This is a genomic window from Acinetobacter uliginosus (genome assembly GCF_044130295.1).
Lineage (GTDB): Bacteria > Pseudomonadota > Gammaproteobacteria > Pseudomonadales > Moraxellaceae > Acinetobacter.
On the sequence record NZ_JBIQOC010000085.1, the window covers coordinates 1 to 19,942 of the forward strand.

The 19,942-nt window shown below is 36.1% G+C and carries 16 protein-coding genes; 13 read left to right on the forward strand and 3 right to left on the reverse strand.

The features are described 5' to 3' along the window. The first annotated feature begins 77 nt into the window (after positions 1-77). The 3 genes from ACE01T_RS14320 to ACE01T_RS14330 all read left to right on the forward strand — a co-directional run bounded on the left by ACE01T_RS14320 (position 78) and on the right by ACE01T_RS14330 (position 2,319). Entirely contained in the window at positions 78-1,169 is a 1,092-nt protein-coding gene (locus ACE01T_RS14320) for a hypothetical protein (protein ID WP_395519525.1), read from the forward strand. 481 nt (positions 1,170-1,650) lie between these two features. Then, positions 1,651-1,926: a type II toxin-antitoxin system RelB/DinJ family antitoxin gene (locus tag ACE01T_RS14325; protein ID WP_395519526.1), complete on the forward strand. Its 276-nt coding sequence runs from the start codon at positions 1,651-1,653 to the stop codon at positions 1,924-1,926. Between the two features lie 219 nt (positions 1,927-2,145). Then, positions 2,146-2,319 carry a hypothetical protein gene (locus ACE01T_RS14330; protein ID WP_395519527.1) on the forward strand — a complete coding sequence of 58 codons (174 nt, stop codon included), beginning with the start codon at positions 2,146-2,148 and terminating at the stop codon, positions 2,317-2,319. 95 nt (positions 2,320-2,414) lie between these two features. Here the strand turns inward: ACE01T_RS14330 and ACE01T_RS14335 are convergent, their stop codons facing one another. Further along, positions 2,415-2,597, reverse strand: a complete 183-nt coding sequence (locus ACE01T_RS14335) for a hypothetical protein (protein WP_166171463.1) — start codon at positions 2,595-2,597, stop codon at positions 2,415-2,417. Positions 2,598-2,696: 99 nt separating this feature from the next. Then, positions 2,697-3,446, reverse strand: coding sequence for a metallophosphoesterase family protein (locus ACE01T_RS14340; protein WP_395519528.1), 750 nt, complete (start codon positions 3,444-3,446; stop codon positions 2,697-2,699). A 133-nt stretch (positions 3,447-3,579) separates the two neighbouring features. On the opposite strand from ACE01T_RS14340, the gene ACE01T_RS14345 reads away from it, so the two are divergent. From ACE01T_RS14345 to ACE01T_RS14355, 3 genes are all read left to right on the forward strand, one after another. Beyond that, positions 3,580-3,849: a hypothetical protein gene (locus ACE01T_RS14345; RefSeq protein ID WP_395519529.1), complete on the forward strand. Its 270-nt coding sequence runs from the start codon at positions 3,580-3,582 to the stop codon at positions 3,847-3,849. Between the two features lie 536 nt (positions 3,850-4,385). Continuing rightward, positions 4,386-6,020 (forward strand): HNH endonuclease, encoded by a 1,635-nt coding sequence (locus ACE01T_RS14350; RefSeq protein ID WP_395519530.1) that lies wholly within the window; start codon positions 4,386-4,388, stop codon positions 6,018-6,020. A gap of 474 nt (positions 6,021-6,494) precedes the next feature. Then, the gene (locus ACE01T_RS14355; RefSeq protein ID WP_395519531.1) at positions 6,495-6,926 is read left to right on the forward strand and encodes a hypothetical protein; all 432 of its coding nucleotides are present in this window, start codon (positions 6,495-6,497) and stop codon (positions 6,924-6,926) included. Here ACE01T_RS14355 and ACE01T_RS14360 read toward each other — a convergent pair. Next, a complete protein-coding gene (locus ACE01T_RS14360) occupies positions 6,923-8,029 on the reverse strand; it encodes a hypothetical protein (protein WP_395519532.1) in 1,107 nt (368 codons plus the stop codon). The two genes, ACE01T_RS14355 and ACE01T_RS14360, sit on opposite strands and share 4 nt — an antisense overlap. A 142-nt stretch (positions 8,030-8,171) precedes the next feature. Here ACE01T_RS14360 and ACE01T_RS14365 point away from each other — a divergent pair, with 142 nt between their 5' ends. From ACE01T_RS14365 to ACE01T_RS14395, 7 genes are read left to right on the forward strand one after another with little or no spacing between them, the layout of a single operon-like run. Then, positions 8,172-10,538 (forward strand): type I restriction-modification system subunit M, encoded by a 2,367-nt coding sequence (locus tag ACE01T_RS14365; RefSeq protein WP_395519533.1) that lies wholly within the window; start codon positions 8,172-8,174, stop codon positions 10,536-10,538. Between the two features lie 8 nt (positions 10,539-10,546). Next, complete coding sequence (locus tag ACE01T_RS14370; RefSeq protein WP_395519534.1) at positions 10,547-11,857, forward strand: restriction endonuclease subunit S; 1,311 nt, start codon at positions 10,547-10,549, stop codon at positions 11,855-11,857. Between the two features lie 56 nt (positions 11,858-11,913). Further along, positions 11,914-13,092, forward strand: a complete 1,179-nt coding sequence (locus ACE01T_RS14375; RefSeq protein WP_395519535.1) for a DUF4268 domain-containing protein — start codon at positions 11,914-11,916, stop codon at positions 13,090-13,092. Between the two features lie 39 nt (positions 13,093-13,131). Then, on the forward strand, positions 13,132-14,511 hold the full coding sequence (locus ACE01T_RS14380) for a DUF262 domain-containing protein (protein ID WP_395519536.1): 1,380 nt from the start codon (positions 13,132-13,134) through the stop codon (positions 14,509-14,511). A 5-nt stretch (positions 14,512-14,516) separates the two neighbouring features. Then, positions 14,517-16,553, forward strand: coding sequence for a DUF262 domain-containing protein (locus tag ACE01T_RS14385; protein ID WP_395519537.1), 2,037 nt, complete (start codon positions 14,517-14,519; stop codon positions 16,551-16,553). Position 16,554: 1 nt separating this feature from the next. Further along, a complete protein-coding gene (locus ACE01T_RS14390) occupies positions 16,555-19,617 on the forward strand; it encodes a type I restriction endonuclease subunit R (RefSeq protein ID WP_395519538.1) in 3,063 nt (1,020 codons plus the stop codon). 12 nt (positions 19,618-19,629) lie between these two features. Next, a complete protein-coding gene (locus ACE01T_RS14395; protein ID WP_395519539.1) occupies positions 19,630-19,875 on the forward strand; it encodes a hypothetical protein in 246 nt (81 codons plus the stop codon). Positions 19,876-19,942 lie beyond the last annotated feature (67 nt).

Below are 19,942 nucleotides of genomic sequence, written 5' to 3' on the forward strand. Positions count from 1 at the left end.
AAAAGCTGCCGACACACAAAGTGACCCAAATTGAAGAATTGCTGCCGCACTGCTGGAAACCTGAATCGAATTAAAAATTGGTATGGGATTCAGCGGACGCTTACACTGCTTCTACCAATCTCTCATTAATTTTGAAAGGAACAGATTCACTGATCAGTTCTTGGACTGATTATTCACCAGACCAAGTTCGCAAAATTAAAAGCTATCTACTTTATAGCTTAGATAATGCTGATGTTCGTACTGATTTATGGAAGAAACTGGCTCATCTTATAGGACATTCTTCTATTGAAATGACGGTAAATCATTATTTACATTTTGGACCATTATTGGTGGTTGATGCGCTGTGTATAGAAGAAAGTAAAATATCAGCAAAAATAGTCAGAGCTTTATTGCCCGTTAAATTATTTAATAAACAGTTCAATACATCACAAGTGAAAGAAAAAATTACTCTAAAAAGTATTGTAGAAAAACTGAAGTCAAGCTCGAGAATAATTCAAGAAATGATATATCCAAATCGTTTTATTAGTTATGTCGCAGAGCAAGAGGTTATCGAAGAAGATCAAGACATTATGGTGAGACGTCAGCTCATGGCTAGCTTCAATCATATTGTGAACGTTCTATCAGGTAGAGATATCGATGCTTTAATCAGGACAATAGGGAATGATTTAGCTGTAAAACTCTATGCAAATCGTCACTTTCAACATAAGAAAGTTCAGGAACCAGAAAGTGATTTAGATCGACTATTAAAATATATATACAAAAATCAGATAGCTAATTTATTAGTTGTTGAAAATTATCAGTCTTTCTCTAGTTTAATGAGAGAGAACTTTGTCCTTAATTATTTTGAGCACCGTATACGATTAATTGATGCACGTATGGACGTGTATATAGAGTGCAAAAAAGATTATCAGGAATTTAATAAGTTCTTACGCAAATTGCGAGTATTGGATTCATCTAAAAATATTAGAGTGTCCAAAACTTGGCAAGAAATTGAATCAGAACTAAAAATGGCGAAAAGTAAAAAAGGTGTCAATGTAGAAATTAAGAATACAAATTTTAAGAACAATACATGCCAAAAAATATTTGGTGCTTTATTTTTGCTATGTGTACATCGTCAGTGGAATGCGAAGCAGGCTTCAGGAATGATTACACAGCTTGGGCTAGTTTAGTAATCATGTAAGGATTAGCATATGTAGTTTGGATTCGAAAATTATTAAATAATTTAATATTTTCATCAGGTGCATTGATGTTTTCTAAATTAGAATGTTGAAGTAGTTTAAATTGGGGGCTATTACAGAAATTAAGTCGTAGTGCAAAAAGAAGCCTCTGGTTTCTATTCTTGGTACTTGTTGGAATAAGCTTTTTCAATTATCAACAAACAAAGGAACTCAAGGATAGGGATGCTCGTGAAGAATTGGTAAAGCAACGTGAAGCGGAAATTATGTTTATGAAAAATCAATACATGGAGGAGTATGCTAAGCCTAAGGAAGCTAATGTGCATATTGAATAGATAAGGAATAAGCTATATTGCAAAATCAACAACCACTGAGACACTAATTCTTATTAAGAATGTGCACTGACTACTTACTTGTTTGGTGTCATTTTGTGGCGCAATATGGCATTAATAAGACTGAGAGGTGTTAAATATCTATGCAAATTAAAAAAGAGTTCAATATGCTGTGGATGAGGCAATCTCAGAATCAGCAGAGTACATCATTAAAAAAAGTTGGGCTAACCCCTACATCTGTTTTTAGTATGGTTATGGCTGAAATAGCTAGAACAGGTCGAATCCCTGTAAGTAATCAGATAAGTGATGATGATTTTAATACAGCACAACTCATAGCACTTAGCCATAATATTCCGAGTATAAAAGTATCCAATACAAAATCTGCTCAAGAATTTTTAAATGATGATGGTGGATATTAATGGCACAGGATTTGTATTAGGCTTATATTGGTTTTACAGACATCGCAGATGGTGAAACCCGCCCTTGAATAGCCACAAATCTTAATAACCATTTAAATAAGAATTCGCATATATCTTTCATGAATATCTGAAATATGAGATGACGTTAGATTTGACCATAATTTTAAGCATAGCTTAGTGATTTCTATACAGACTTTATAACTGAGTAGGGATAGCAAAATGTCAGAAGATAATACAGATTTGATTACTCTAGAAATAGATTTGACTACGATGCAACTCGCTAAAAATGCGGCATCTGCATTAGGTTATGAATCCGTAGAGAAGTATTTAATTATGTTGATCAAAGAGCATTCACCCCAAATATTAAATTGTGAATGTGACATGTTAAAATAAACTGCTGAGACTATATATGCAACTACAGGTGATACAATTTGGTTGGGTTTTTAAATATACCTTAAAGGTCATGATGTCATCTTAATGAGTGAAGCTCAGAGTGTCTTGAGGAAGTCCTCAGTTGATATTTCTTGTTCCACGTAAAAAACACCATTTTGATCTGCTTTCATTTTTTTAATGGAAATACCTTGAAGTTTATTGATCTCGAGTAGATCTTTAAGTATTTGATCTGCAATTTTATTCCTTCTATCATCTTCTGAATCTAAATGAATTGACATGAGTTTCTCCTGGTTCATGGCGTAGAATCTAAATCATCAGTCCTACAGGAAGTTTGACATTAGAGTTGGGTTGAATTGGTTTAATACGAGTATGACAATTTAAACTTCGATGATCAAATTTTCTCTAAAACCATTTTTACCTTGTTCTTGCGGATAACCTAAAGGATTGATCACTAATCTACATCCGTCGACTATAGTATCCACTGATGTGTGCGTATGTCCTGAAATCCAAAGTGTAAAGCCTTTAATATCCAAGTCATTTATAAAATAAGGATTAAGGGCTGATGCAACAGGATGCTTACCCCAATACGGATCAAGACAGGCTAAATGAGGAGGGAAATGGGTAATGACGATTACATTGTCTTGCCCTTTAAACTGCATAATGTTTTGATGATATCGTTGAAATAATGCAATGTAGTCATCTGCCGTTATAGATCGATTATCGCTACTAATCATGATTTGATCAAAATCATAAATAGATTGTTCAGCATCTTTTTTGGATTGTAAAAGTATGTTAGGAGATGTAAGGGGAGAGTTGGAACGAAAGTTCGTAAACAATGTACCGCCAACAAATATTTTATCCTGTATCTTGATATGGTTATCATCAAGTAGAGCATTTTGAGGATAGTTTTCTCTTAAGAAATCTACGACTAAATTGTAGTTTGAGCAGTAATAATCATGATTACCTAAAACAAAGATAAAGTTTTTATTTAGATTTTTACATGTTTCTGCAAACTCAATAGCACCACTTAGACGATTCGAAAAATCCCCAGCATGAATGATAAGATCTGCATCTTTTGACAATTGATATTCTGAATTATGTGTGTCAGATAAAATTTGTAGTTTCAAATGGCCTCCTAAGATCTATCAAAAAAAGATAACATGAGCTGAATTTGTTTTAAATAGATAAAGACCTAAATACAATGCGTGTTTAAGCACACTACAATAGACATAAAAGACTTTTGTTTTAATGAAAGGATAAATGATGAATAGCGCAATAAAAAAATTTGAATTTACAATTTATATCAAGGATTTAAAAGGTTCAGATAAATGTATTGAGGATCGTATATTTGAAGCAGATTGTGATGATGCTTTATTATGTTCAATTAACAACAACTTATACTTAGAGTTTGAAAGAAAAGCCCTAAGTCTTGATTTAGCAATTCACAAAGCATTAAAAGATATTGAGACTGCGGGATGTCAGTCTATTCAAATACATGTAAATAATGAGCCTTACAACTTGGTTAGGTAATTAGATTTAATTTTATAAATAAAGCCTATATCTGATTGGAGCAACAGTTTTATCAGAATTAAATCGTTTATTTAAAATCAATTGATTGTTTATTGATCATAAAATTTGACCAATTGATTTTATGCACATAATATAAATACGTTACAGCAAAATCTGTAACCAGGCGTGGAAACCTGAATTTACTACAGAAGCAGTTAACCGCTTTAGCGGTTTTTTGCGTTTATTATGTTTAGTCTATCGTAATGGTAGGCCAAGCAGGGCAGTCTTTGACTGGCCGTCTTCTGTAGTACGGTATTTCCACCCCTGTTTGGCTTGCCTCCATCTCGTGGAAAAGTTGGAAGCTTGTTTGTAATAAATTACTACAGGAACTAAACATGAACACTTTCTATAATATCCCTTATTTTCTCCAAGCCATTTCTTCTGTTCTTAAAGAATAAAACTTTTGAAATAAATTTTAGTCATATCTAAATAATTTTACTTTTATAAATTTCGTAATTTTACGAGATATAGAGAAGTATTGCCTAGAGAAAATACAGATGGCCCGTACTAAGCTATTAACCAATATTATTCAAAGAAAAATGATGTTGCTTGACGAAATGTCGCACTCAAATCAACACCAAAACTTTGAAATATCACTTTATGATTTCGCACAGCATGAAATTCTAGAAAAATTATATAAGGCAGACAATCAACGTTCCACAGAATGTTGGAGCCCTGATGAAATTGAGGAGTTTATTCTAGATTGTTTGAATGATCGTAATGTCAATTTATGCATTCGCTATTGGAAGGATGCTGCTGGCAATATTTATATCATCGATGGTGGGCATAGGATTTCAATTATTTATGCTTGGATCAAAAGATTCTTTATTGATGAGCAGGTAGTAGGAGCTCCGAAATTCACGGCACCACAAAAACGAGATATTCGTCAGATTCGTAATCGATTAGGTGGATTAGCTGATTTTCAAAAATTATCGAGTGATTCTGAGTTTCAGCAAAAATTAAAATCAACCAAAATTAATTTTATTCAAGTAATTGGGACACCTGAGGAAGCTCGAAAAGCCTTTTGTTCAATCAATTCGGATACGAAACGATTAGATCCAGATGAGGAGTATCATTTACAGAATAGGGGGAGTGATGCTTTTTATGTGATTTATGCGTGTTGTTATATAAACGATAATAAATCCAACTTGGCTGAACTGAATTACGAGCGGATAAATGAAGTGATCGCTTTGGGTGAGCAAATTCACGATCATCTTTTTAAGATAATACTTTTAGAGCCGGATTTAGCACACGGTAAAAAAATAGGCTTGGTCAATGAGCTCCTGAATATCGTGTTTGGTGATACTTGTCAGAATACTGTGAGTATAGACCAAGGTCAGCGTGTTGAAAATTTAATACTAAAACTTAGAGTTGTGTTGTGTCGTATCGCCAAACCAGAAATTAGCATTCGGATTCCAAGTTTGGGTTTACACCCAAAACTATATTTTTATAAAGATAATCGTTTTCAAGTTACATCCTTTTTGGCTTGGTTCTCTATAGTCTTTGAAATTGAAGAAGGTTGTTTTGAAATACAGAATAAGAAGTTAGATTTTATTGGTTTTACACGAGCACGCCGTAGTGTTGAAAGTTTAATTGAAAAAATTCCTGTGGCGATCAAAGAAACTGTTGGTAAGTTTGGTAGTGGGATTAGATCACATGAGCGATTGAAGAACGTGTATCAAGCTTTTATCTGTATTGGACTAAATATGGATTTAGATTTTGAAGATGAGGTTTGTTTGAACACTGTCATTCTTTCGATGAGTCAATCATTTGATTATATTAATTTTAATGATTTTTACCTTGAGCGTTTTGGTGGCGCTTATGATGAGAGCATTGTTGATGATGTTGTGAGTTTTGTTAAATCAGTAAGACCATCAAAGAAGAAAAAACCTCTAAATTTTTCACCTGCCACCAAAAGAAATGTGTATCAACGTGAGGAAAAGAAAACATGGAGCTATTGTGAAGTGTGTGATAGTGCTCTATACCTTGAATCGACTGAAGTAGATCATCGAGAATCGAAAGCAGAAGGTGGCTACGGCATTCTAGAAAATGGAGCAATTATTCACCCGATATGTAATCGGTTCAAGTCAGATCGTGATTTGGATGAAGTAAGAGCTGATTTGTTTGAATAAAAATTAAGGGGGCATTCGCTCCCTTAATTTTTAGATGTGGATATGGAAACACTGTATTAGCCATTTTTAGCTGAGTTACCGGAATCTGCACGAATCTTGGATTTGGGCTGTAGCTCAGGGCGGAGTTGCTTCTTGTGTAAATACAGTGGTGATAATTACAACTATACTGAAGGGTTGCCCATTTATTGCAAGGCCAAAAAGAAAGCGTGTAATTCAAATCAGGCTGCTGAATGTGATTGGTATCGATTAGCATAAAAAATAAATATTTGATTACTTTTTATGCTGATTTGAATTGTTTCTGGCAAAATCGAAGAAACAACTTCTCCATAATTGATGTATCAGCTCGATATGAAGCTGAATCTATATGAATGAAGGAGAGAATATAATGAGTAAAGCTGGTTGGCCGAGTACCACAGGAAACCCTTCAGGTGGTGGTCGTGATAATAATCCACCGCAAAAGTAAGGAGTTCTAATATGAGTCTTCATATCCAAATTGCAGGATTAAACGGTAAAGGGTTGTATAGTCCAAATACAATTGAAGAAATGGAAAATATGTTAGGAGACAAAATTATTTTGTTGAAAGAACCAAAACCTCAATTAGGTCTTGGAGGAATCGTGAATGTTTTTAGAACAGCAAAAAAGCTCAATATGCATTTAGATATAGGTGATAAAGATGACACCTGGGGATTTTTAATAATTCCAGATGAAAATCTCCGTTTAAATGGACTTAAATCATTTAAACGGGAAGCTTTATGGCAAATTAGAAGGTCATATACGGATTATCCGTTATGGTCTAAAGAGGATTATGACGATACAGTAAACTTTTTTACTGAGTTGACAAATGAAGCGGGCTGGCCAAGCAAAACCGGCAACCCCTCAGGTTCTGGGCGCTATAACAATCTTTAAGTGATTTGTGCCACTTCATTGAACTTGGCAGGCCACTGAAAAGTGGCCTTTTTCCCACTCGGTACATAGAACATTTGCCATAAATCCATAAATTCTCGCGTCGTGCTGAGTCCCTGTAAAACTTCAGGAGGGTTCATTTGCTGTGCATCATAGATAAGGAATTGGAAGTAGTAAATCAGCCATAGTGCGTTCATGTCATTGAAGGCAACATAATCGGCATCTGTTATTGTTCTATAGAGAAGAAAGCGTGCATTGGATTTGGCTACCGTTTCATATTTTTCATCGCTAAACAGTTTGGCTATCTCACAAGGTACTGTTACAAATTGATCTATATCGGTTAGATAACAAAAACGATCTTCAGCTCGCATCTTTTTAATCAGTTGGCGTATTTTGGCAATACGTGGATTTTCTACATCATCGCTTGTTTCAAATTCTTCACCAAGAAATTCAGTATCTAAGTATTGATCAAACGAACTCATCGATGGGACTTTTTCTAGTGGTTTCTTATTTGCATGTGAAGCCACTAAATAGAGGAGCAGATCGGAAAAGCTACTTGAAGGGCCATAGGGCTTTTGTTTTTTATACCTAAATTTGAATAGCTGATTAAAGCAGAGCGGTGCAAATTTACTATCTAGGGTAATCAGGGTGTCTAGATGAATCAGCAGTAACATAATGAGGTGTACAGGCTGGCTCATCTTTTCCTGTGATAGATAAGCATGATCTTGTCCCGTAACGACGATGCTCTGTATAAACCGATGCAACTCAGTGATACTTTCTTCTGAAAAACTTGCTAATTCAGCTTGATCAAATAGCTCAACATGTTTGTTCCAATTTTTATAAATATCTTCTTTTAATGGGTATAGGGATAAACATTTCAAAATATAGGCAAAAGAAACTTTTATTTCTTCGCCTTGATCAGCCATTTGGCTGGAATGACTGTCTAAAACCTGAAGTCCCAAGGCTTCACAGAGCATGCCCTTTAACTCGAAAGATGAAAGTTCATCTTCAATCTGACTCGCTTTTTTAACTAGTTGTTCTAAATTTCCTTCAAGCTGTCGATCAAACTTATTGAGTATTGAATAATTAAACAGTGTTAAATCCACGAGATACCCTTAATTTTTTGAAAAATGATCCGCGACACGATTTGGCGTATGACCCTAAAGTATTCCATATATACACTGCCGTAAGACTTTAAAATAGTGTTAAATATCGACATTAAAAATTAATGCATTATTTTGGGTTCTTATGGATCATTCAGTACATAACAAATTGGTTTCATTTATCTGGTCGATCGCTGATGACTGTCTTCGAGATGTCTATGTACGTGGTAAATATCGTGATGTGATTTTACCGATGGTGGTATTACGTCGTTTAGATACGCTGTTAGAGCCAAGCAAAGATGCAGTACTCGAAGAAGTGCGCTATCAACAAGTCGAAATGGAACTGACTGAGTTTGATGATGAGCCACTGAAAGAAGCATCGGGCTATGTGTTTTATAATACGTCTAAATGGACGCTACGCTCGCTATATACATCTGCATCAAACAACCCTGAAATTTTGTTGGCGAACTTTGAAGAATACTTAGAAGGTTTTAGCGCCAACGTTAAAGAAATTATTCAATGCTTTAACTTGTATGCACAAATCCGTCATATGTCGCATAAAAACGTATTGATGGATGTGGTCGAAAAGTTCCTTTCTCCGTATATCAACCTTACCCCAGAAGATATCCTTGACCCTGACGGTTATCGTTTGCCTGCATTGACCAATTTGGGCATGGGTTATGTCTTTGAAGAATTAATTCGTAAGTTTAACGAAGAAAATAACGAAGAAGCGGGTGAGCACTTTACCCCACGTGAAGTGATTGAGTTGATGACACACTTTGTCTTTGATCCAATTCAAGAAAAGTTACCTTTAACCATTACCGTATATGACCCAGCATGTGGTTCGGGTGGCATGCTCACAGAAGCACAGAACTTTATTGATGAACGTTACGCCGTGGAAAATGGCAATCGTGATGTGATTCTGTATGGTAAAGAGATCAATGACGAGACTTATGCGATTTGTAAGTCAGACATGATGATTAAGGGCAATAACCCTGAAAACATTCGAGTCGGTTCAACGCTGACCACGGATGAGTTTGTCGGCACCAAGTTTGACTTTATGTTGTCAAACCCACCGTATGGTAAAAGCTGGGCATCAGAGCAAAAGTACATTAAAGACGGCTCTGATGTGATTGACCCACGTTTTATCGTGAAACTCAAAGATTATTGGGGCAATGAAGAGACTTGCGATGCTACACCACGTTCAAGTGATGGTCAGCTTTTGTTCCTGATGGAAATGGTCAATAAGATGAAATCACCTGAGCATAATGGCATCGGTAGCCGTATTGCTTCAGTCCATAATGGTTCGAGTTTATTTACCGGTGATGCTGGTGGTGGTGAAAGCAATATTCGTCGTTTCATCATTGAAAATGACTTACTCAATGCAATTGTGCAATTGCCAAATAACTTGTTCTATAACACCGGTATTACCACTTATATTTGGCTATTGTCGAATAACAAACCGGCACACCGTCAAGGCAAAGTACAGCTCCTTGATGCGAGTTTAATGTTCCGTAAATTGCGTAAAAACTTGGGCAATAAAAACTGTGAATTTGCACCTGAGCATATTGCTGAGATTATGCAGACCTATTTGGCTGGTGAAGATGTCGAGCGTCAGCTTGATGCACAGCATGAGCCTATGGGGATTGCGAGCAAAGTATTTGATAACCAAGATTTTGGTTATTACAAGGTCAATATTGAGCGTCCTGACCGCCGTAAAGCACAGTTTAGTGCAGAGCGTTTACAAGGCCTACGTTTTGATAAATCTTTGCTTGAGCCTATGGAGTATATGTATAACACCTATGGCGATGAGATCTATGCTTCAGGCAAGCTTGAAGCGGTTAAAAAAGACGTGTTGGCATGGTGTGAAACGCAAGAGATTACCCTTAACAATAAAGCACAAAGCAAATTATTTGATGCAACGCATTGGGCAAACTTAAAGGCTTCATTCGAGAATACACTGAGTATTATGGCGCACGTGGGGCAGAATGATTTCTCTGATTTTAATGTCTTTAAAAAGAAAGTAGATGAAGCGATTAAAGCGTTAAAAATTAAGCTGTCGAATACTGAAAAGAACAATCTGTTGAATGCTGTCAGTTGGTATGACGAAACAGCAGAAAAAGTGGTGAAGAAGGTTGTGAAGTTCGATTCAGATGAGCTGGCTGATTTAGTTGCTCATTTGGGTTGTACTGAAGCTGTTTTAGCTGACTTTGGTTATTATGCGACGAATAAGCAAGGTGAGTACATCACCTATGAAAGCAATAGTGATTTGCGTGATAGTGAGTCTGTGCCGTTAAAACAGCAGATTCATCAGTATTTCTTAGATGAAGTAAAACCGCATGTAGCAGAAGCGTGGATTAATCTTGATTCTGTGAAGATTGGTTATGAGGTGAGCTTTAATAAGTATTTCTATCAGCATAAGCCTTTGCGTTCTTTAGATGAAGTGGCGCAAGATATTTTAAGTTTGGAAAAGCAAGCTGATGGCTTAATTGCGCAGATTTTAGGTCTTTAAGGGGAAGCATGATGTTTAAACAATATGATGCTTATCAAGATTCGAATAATTTAGAGTTACCGATTGTACCTGTAGGGTGGAAAGTTGATCGGATAAAATATGAAATAAAACTACTCACCGGCTACCCATTCAATAGTTCAAAATATACAGAAGAGGGTATTAAGTTAGTACGTGGAATTAATGTTAAAGAGTCAATACTTGATTGGAAAGACACAGCTTATTGGCCTGAAGTAACTCCAGATTTACAACGGTATCTATTAAAAAATGGTGATTTGTTAATTGGAATGGATGGATCAAAAGTTGGTAAAAATTTTTGCCAAGTATCTGAGCAGGATCTTCCATTATTGTTATTACAACGAGTAGCTAGATTAAGAGTTAAAAATTTACTTAATGCAAGATATCTATATTGGAATCTTGCTAGCAAAAGATTTTTAAATTGGATTAACAGATCAAAAACTGATCCTATGATTCCTCATATGGCACCTAAAGACATTAATGATTTTGTTATTGCTTATCCTTCTACAGAGGAACAGTCTAGGATAGCTTTATTTTTAGATCAAAAAACATCTGAAATCGACCAAGCCATTGCAATTAAAGAACAGCAAATTTCCTTACTCAATGAACGTAAGCAAATTGTGATTCAAAAAGCGGTGACGCAAGGTTTAGATCCAAATGTACCGATGAAAGATTCAGGTTTGAACGGAGTTGGGAATATTCCTCAAGATTGGCACATTCTAAAATTTAAATATTTGGCTAAAGTTCGTTATGGTTTAGGACAACCACCTAAACAGTTGGATAATGGTTTAAAAATTATTAGGGCAACGAATGTTGAAAGGGGGAAAATTGTCGAGAAAGGAATGTTATATATTGATCCAAATGATATTCCTTGGGACAGAAATCCTACTCTAAATAAAGATGAGATTATAGTTGTACGTAGTGGAGCATACACAGGCGACTCAGCAATTGTTACAGAGGAATATGCAGGATGTATTGCTGGATACGATATGGTTGCAGCACCTTTTAATTGTGACCCTAAATTTCTTTCAATTGTTTTATTAAGCCACTATGTACTTTATGAGCAGATTTATTTGCTAAGAATGCGTTCAGCTCAACCACACTTAAATGCTGAAGAGTTGAATGAGCTACAAATTGTTGTACCTCCAATAAATCAGCAAAGACTTATAGCAAATTATATTGAACAAGTTGAATCGGATCTTGATCAGGCTATTTCATTGACTAAAAGACAAATTGAAAAGTTAAAAGAATATAAGACAATACTCATTAATGATGCGGTAACAGGCAAAATTAAAGTGGCATAAAAAATTAAACCTAGCGAACTTCGGTTGGCTAGGTTTTTTAATATTTCGGGGGGGATATGAGCTTATATACAGTCGACACAGCCAATAAAAAACTTAAACCATTAGACACCACACAATTGAAACAACAGAACCTGACTGAGCGTTACGACTTACAAGAATGGTTAGTGAGCCACCCAGGAGCTTTGGGCGAAGAACTACTGATTATCCAAAAAGAATTTGATGGTTTTGACGGCACAGGCGAACGCCTAGACCTGTTGGCATTAGACAGCAAAGGGCAATTAGTCCTGATTGAAAACAAACGTGATGATAGTGGTCGTGACGCCGTGTGGCAGGCACTCAAATACGCATCTTATGTCGCGCCGTTTACCTCGGATGATATTGAAGAAGTCTTTGCCAAATACCTATTGAAGAATAAACCGAACTATCCCGATTTAGACCAACATGCTTTTGATGCTGATCAAGTCAAAAACACAGCCAAAATTCTGATTGACCGCTTCTTAGAAGAACATCAGGAAACGGATGTGTCTATTCCAACTTTAAACCCACGCAATAGCCAACGTATTATCTTGGTGGCAGGTGAGTTTCGTAAAGAAGTCACCAATACCGCATTATGGTTGCTCGATCGCAAGATTGATGTGAAATGTGTAAAGGTATCGCCTTATAAGTTAGGTGAACAATTGCTGGTGGATATTCAGCAAATTATTCCGGTACCTGAAGCATCGGAATATATGGTGCGTCTGACTCGTAAAGATGATGAAGAAAGCATTGCCAAAGTAAAACAAGCCGATCATAACGATATTCGCTACCAGTATTGGGAGCAGTTGCTTGTACATTTTTCACAGAGTGAAAATTCACTTTATAACAATATTAGCCCGAAAACCGATCATTGGTTGAGTTCAGCAACAGGCATATCACAATGTAACTACCATCTGATTTTCTTGCAGAAAGCGATACGTGTTGATATTGAGTTTGCGAGAAAGGACGCCGTAGAGAACAAACAATTGTTTGATTTCTTTTATGCACGTAAAGCAGAAATTGAGGCGAAGTTTGGACATCCGCTGGATTGGCTCAGATTAGATAATAAGAAATCTTCTCGAATTGAGTTTAGCTTGCCTATAGAGGGTCACAACCAAGACTTATGGCAAGACTATACCGCTTGGCATTTGGAGCATATCCAAAAGCTGGAACAAGCTTTTAAACCGTATATGAAAGATGCGTATCAAGTGATTAAGTAAGATAGTAAAGAATTAAATATTTAAGAATTGGGGTAATGTGTGACGAAACCACAAGCGTTGATCAAAGTAGCAGTGTGCAATGTTGCACAGCTGCTTAGCGGTAAACGAATCAAAACAGAAAGCCAAAAATACATTCAGGGTCAGTTAAGTATTCCTGAGTATCAGCGCCCATATGTATGGGGTGAAAAGCAGATTGATAAACTTATTGACGATCTAAAAGATCATCAAGAACAATTTGCTGACAGTCCTTATTATCTGGGTAGTGTGATCTTACATGCACAAGATGGGTATTTAAACATTATTGATGGACAGCAGCGCTTAACCACACTTGCCTTACTTGGATATTTAAATGGTCAGCTTGATGATGTATCTCTAAGCTATCAAGCGAGTTTGAGCATTCAACATATTAAACAAAATTTACAGTATCTTGAAAAAGTGCGAGCTGAATGGGAAGACTATATAGATTTTGCAAATATTGTTGTATCACTCGTGGTCACTGAATCAGAAGATGATGCTTATAAATTTTTTGAAACGCAAAATACAGGCGGTGTGCGACTCACGGGTCCAGATATTATTAAAGCGCATCATTTACGAGCCGTGAATGAACGTTATAGAAATCACTATGCAAAGCAATGGGAAGATTTAGGTGAATTGCAAAGTATAGTCATGACGCTGTTAAGAGGGCGTTATTGGAATAGTTTGAACGCACGAACAGTACCTTTTTATCAAGAAAAACAAAAGATTCGAGATGAGGTCGTCGATGAGTTTGCAAACCGTGCTCTAAAACATCAAGACGATGTTGCCTATGGTTTTATGCGCATGACCTATACGCCAATGACTAAGCAAGCAAAGCAAGATCTGCAAAATAGTTATCAGCTTAGACAGCCGTTAAATGAAGGCATCAATAGTATTTCTTATATTGAATACTTTCAAAATATATACCTGAACTATTATAAAGATCTAAAAGTTAGCTATTTACCAGAGTATTCTCATTTTATTAAGTGGTTAAAAGAATTAGAAGGTTGTCGTTTCCTAGAAGAGCTTTTTGTTACTGGACTGATGTTGTACATCAGCCAGTTTGGTGAATATAAGCTTGATGTCTTTGCTAAAAAGTTTTTTAGGGTTGCTTATTCAAAACGCGTCAGTAATAAAAAGGCAGTGCGAGCAGATTCTGTTCCTGAGTTTTTAAAGGGTCATAAGGTCTTAGACCTCATTGCTTATAGTTTTACTGCAGAACAGGTTTTTGAATATTTGGATTGTTTTGAATTAAAAGTTGATCCAAACGGACTCAATGAAAACACGGTCAAAAGATATTTTGTTGAGAAAACCAATACTTACTTTGGATTAGGAATGCAACAAACCCAATATGCAGCAAAATTTGCTGAGCAATTGAGTCAAAAAATTCGAGAATTGGGGTAATAAGAATGAATCAAGCCGTAAATACAGAGCTTTTAAGCTTAAAGCACGTTGTAGATGAGAGTTATCAATTCATTATCCCTAGCTATCAACGTCCATATGTATGGAGCTCAATTAATATTGAAGATCTACTCAATGATATTGAGGAAGCATTTAAGAATAAACAGGCATCTAAGAATCAAGAAACTCATTATTTTATTGGTACGACACTGTCTTCAAAAAGAGATCATTCAATTTATGAATTAATCGATGGGCAGCAGCGCACCACAACATTGATGTTATTTGCCTTAGCTTGCCATGATTACAAAGATTCAGCTTTAAAAGGGCATCCAATATTAGACGTATCTACTTATGCACAAAAACCAAGATTGCATTTTGAAATTCGAGAAAAAATTGAATCTTATTTAGGCTCTCAAGCAGGGCTTGATGGATTTGGTGAGCCATCGCAAGATCAACTGACTGACGATGCTTATTTGAAGCATATACATGAAGGTCTAAAATACATAAAACAAAGGCTAAAAAAAATTCATGAGAGTGAGCTAAATCTCAAAGAGTTTGTAGACTACATCTTTGAAAATGTAATATGGATTAATAATATTATTCCTGAAAAGACCGACTTAAATAAGTTGTTTTCAAGTATGAATACTTCGGGAATACAATTAGAACCAGTAGATATTTTGAAATCTAAAATTTTTAAAAAAATAACAAGGAATAAGAAAATTTATGAGGCAATTTGGGATGCTTGCCAGAATATGAATACATATTTTGAGCGAGTTTTGCGTAAAAAAATTGAAGTTTCTGCTTGGAATAAATTGAGTTATGAGAGTCTTGCAGAATATGATGCAGAGATGATGCCGTTTGAAGTCAGCTCTGAAAATGATAAGGCTCGACCATCTCATGGTCTTTCAATTCAAGAGATTGCTAAAAAAAGAAAGATTATTAATGGTGAAACTGACCATGATGAAAATATAGAAATCGAAGATCAAATAGAAGAGGATATTCCAGAAGAAAATAAAATGCATTGTAGGTCTTTTATTAGTTTTGAGTTGTTATTAATTCACGCTTTGCGTATCTACAAAGTTTTAAATGATGAGCAAGACATAGAAGAACGCTTAATTGTATCAAACCTACAAAAAATTTTTAAAAGCTTCCTAAATGATGCAACTGAAGCTGAGATAAAAAGTTTTCTGAATGTATTGTGGAAAGTGCGATATCAATTTGATACTTGGTGTGTGAAATGGCTAGATAATGAAGACGGCAGTGGCGAAGAGTTGCGTTTAACTTCGATTTCTAACCCTATCTCTAAAAAATTAAAAAAAGTTTATCATCCAAGAAATAAAGGCAATGATCATTCATCTTTAGAGCTTTTACAAAGCGTACGAATTTTTACAGGTGAACGTAGTGCGCAATATTGGTTAACACCATTCTTAATTTACATGATCACTGCGGAGTCTAGCTTAGGTCAAGATAAAATTGTTGAGTGGCTAGAAAAAATTGATAATGATTTGTCATTAGCAGTAGATGGAGTTACCCAAAAAGAAGCCAGTTATCAACTTTGTTTTGAGGATGAAGTAGAAAGAAAAGAATGGCAAGAAATTCATACTTATCTTGAAAGTCAAAAGGGGACTTCTTTTGAACATTATTGGTTCCAAAAACTAGAATATGTTTTATGGAAAAACTATGGGCGCCGTACAGAGAAGAAATTTAAAAATTACCGTATTACTGCAAAAAACTCTGTTGAGCATGTGCACCCTCAAAAAGAGAGATTTGGAGCTGTATTGCAGGACTCATATTTACATGCTTTTGGTAATTTGGTTTTGCTCAGTCCAGGTCAAAATTCAGAATATAGTAATAAGCCTGTGACGGTTAAATTGGCAGAATTTGAGAGAAAGCCATCATATGATTCGTTGAAGCTGAAATATTTATTCGATACTTTTAAAAAGTCAGAAAGTAAAAATTTAAATAAGCAAGTCATTAAGATGCATGAGAATCGGATGCTTGAGCTATTGAAAGGGCATTATTGTGCTACAAAGGGTGGTGAATAATATGGCTAGCTTAACCAATGAACGTGCTTTAGAGATGGCAATTGAAAAAGCCTTGACCGGAACATGTCTTGAGAATGTCAAAGCAGGTTCAACCGACATTGTGCTACCTCATCATGGTTTTGTATCAGGTTCACCTTCAAATTTTGACATGCTTTATGCCTTAGATACTCAATATTTTTGGCAGTTCTTAGAGCAAACGCAAGCAGATGAATTGGCTAAAATCCAAAAATTTAATCCGCATGACTGGCAAAGAAAAATCTATGAACGCTTTGATCGAATGATCAGAAAGCATGGGGTTGTACATTTATTAAAGAAAGGTCTTGCTGTCGATCAAGCGCATTTTCATTTGATGTATCCAGCGCCGTTGGCCAGTAGCTCACAAAAGATTAAAGATCGTTTTAAACAAAATATTTTTAGTGTGACGCGTCAACTCCGCTATTCCAAAGCCAATCCATTGCAAGAAATTGACATGGTGGTCTTTGTCAATGGTATTCCAATCATGACGTTTGAACTAAAAAATGAATGGACAGGGCAAAATGCGCGTCATCATGGACAGAAGCAATATAAACAAGATCGGGATATTAGCCAGCCATTACTCAGTTTTGCACGTTGTATCGTGCATATGGCTGTAGATACCGATGAAATTTATATGACGACCAAACTTGCAGGTGTGGATACGTTCTTTTTACCCTTTAATAAAGGACATAATGCAGGTGCAGGCAATCCCCCCAATCCAGAGGGGCATAAAACCGCATATCTATGGCAAGAGCTGCTTTCAAAAGAAAGCTTAGCCAATATCATTCAGCACTTTGTTCGACTAGATGGTGATGAAAAATCTCTTTTAGAAAAAAGAAACTTATATTTCCCACGTTATCATCAACTCAATGTCGTACGTCGTTTGATTGATCATGTTTCAATGAATGGTGTAGGGCAAACTTACTTGATTCAACATTCGGCAGGTTCAGGGAAGTCTAACTCGATTACATGGGCTGCTTTCCAGTTGATCGAAGCCTATCCAGTAAAAGAGTCAGTTGCTGGAAGCCGTGGACTTGAATATCCCTTATTTGATTCAGTGATTGTTGTAACAGATCGCCGTATTTTAGATAAACAGCTAAAAGACAATATCAAGGAGTTCTCCGAGGTTAAAAATATTACGGCACATGCCCATAAGTCTTCAGAACTGAAATCTGCATTGGAAAATGGCAAAAAAATCATCATTACAACGATTCAGAAATTCCCATTCATTATTGATGGCATTGCAGATTTAAGTGATAAACGTTTTGCTGTGATCATTGATGAAGCGCATAGCTCTCAATCAGGTGTTGCGCATGACAAAATGAATGAGGTTATGGGTAAAGTAAATGAAGACAGTGATGGCGTCGATGCTCAAGATAAAATTTTGAGTGCCATGTTGGCGCGAAAAATGAAAGGTAATGCGTCATATTTTGCTTTTACTGCAACGCCAAAGAATACAACTTTAGAGAAATTTGGTGAAAAGCAAGCCGATGGCTCATTTAAACCCTTTGATCTTTATTCGATGAAGCAGGCGATTGAGGAAGGATTTATCCTAGATGTCTTATCGAACTATACGACGTATAAGAGCTTCTATGAAATTGAGAAATCAATTTTAGAAAATCCTTTATTCGATACCAAAAAAGCGCAAAAAACGCTCCGAAGTTATGTAGAGAAAACACAGCAGACGATTGATATCAAAGCAGAGGTGATGCTTGATCATTTCATACAGCATGTTGTGAATACCAAGAAACTCAAAGGTAAAGCGAAAGGGATGATTGTGACTCAAAATATTGAGTCTGCGATCCGTTATTACAAAGCGATTGATCGTCGGTTAGAGCAAGCAGGATATCCATTTAAGGCAATCATTGCCTTCTCTGGAGAAAAGAAAGTGGATGGTATCGAATATACCGAAGCCATTCTCAATGGGTTCTCTGACAACGATACCAAAGACATGTTTGATCGAGGCTATGTCGGTGATAAAAAGCCTGCGAGTGTGAATGAAGATCAGTATCGATTATTGATTGTGGCCAATAAATACCTAACAGGTTTTGATCAACCAAAGCTTTGCACGATGTATGTCGATAAGAAACTCGCTGATGTTCTATGTGTGCAAGCACTCTCACGATTGAACCGTTCTGCACCTAAATTAGGTAAGCGAACTGAAGATATATTTGTTCTAGATTTCTTCAATGAAATAGAAGACATCAAACAATCATTTGATAGTTTCTATACCTCGACCACATTATCACAAGCGACTGATATTAATGTACTCAACGAACTAAAAGATGAATTAGATGGTGTTGGGGTATATGAATCATCGGAAGTGGAAGACTTTGCCACAAAATACTTTGATTCAGTCGATGCAGAAAAACTGAGTCCGATTATTGATATTGCCGTTTCACGTTTTGACTCAGAATTAGAATTGAGTGCTGAGGACAAAGTAGATTTCAAAATCAAAGCAAAACAGTTTGTGAAGATTTATGGTCAGATGGCATCAATTTTACCGTATGAAGTTCCAGCTTGGGAAAAGTTGTATTGGTTCTTAAAATTCTTAATTCCGAAACTTAAAATCGAAGATCCTGAAGCAGATGCCTTGGATGAGTTACTCAACTCAGTCGATTTAAACTCGTATGGACTACAACGTAAAAAGCTCAATGAACAGATTGAATTAGATGCTGAAGAAACAGTTCTAGATCCGACAAATCCGAATCCACGTGGGGCTCATGGAGGTGAAACGGAAGAAGATCCATTAGATGAAATCATTAAAACATTTAATGAGCGCTGGTTTGGCGGTTGGGCTGCAACACCTGAAGAGCAAAAAGTGAAGTTTGTTAATATCTTAAAACAGATCAAGGAACATGCTGATTTTGAAAGCAAGTATCTGAATAATCCTGATCCGCATACCAAAGACCTAGCTTTTGACAAGATTATGAATGAAATCATGCTTCGTCAAAGAAAAATTGATATGGATATGTATAAGCACTATTCAAAAGATACGGCTTTTAGAATGTCATGGAAATATAGCTTGCAACAGGGTGTTATGAGATAAGGAAAATTTACGATGTGGAATTGGATACAAGGAGAGTTCTATACCTTCTTGATGGTGCTCGGGCGTTATCCTAAAGTTTGGATTCTGCCTTGTGTCTTTTTTCTATTTTGTATAGCTGTTATGGCATGGCTTAATAGTCAACTTGGTCATTATTTTGAGACACGAAGCGTGACGCAGATGACGCCTTTTATGGATCAATTCATTGTGAATTTTTACGATAAAAGTAAGCGTCCGCTGAACCCCATGCCTATTTTTTAATTTGAGTTGGATTTCCAGCGATGTGGCAGTAATTCTTCTATTTGGGTCGCTTTATGCGTCGGCAGCC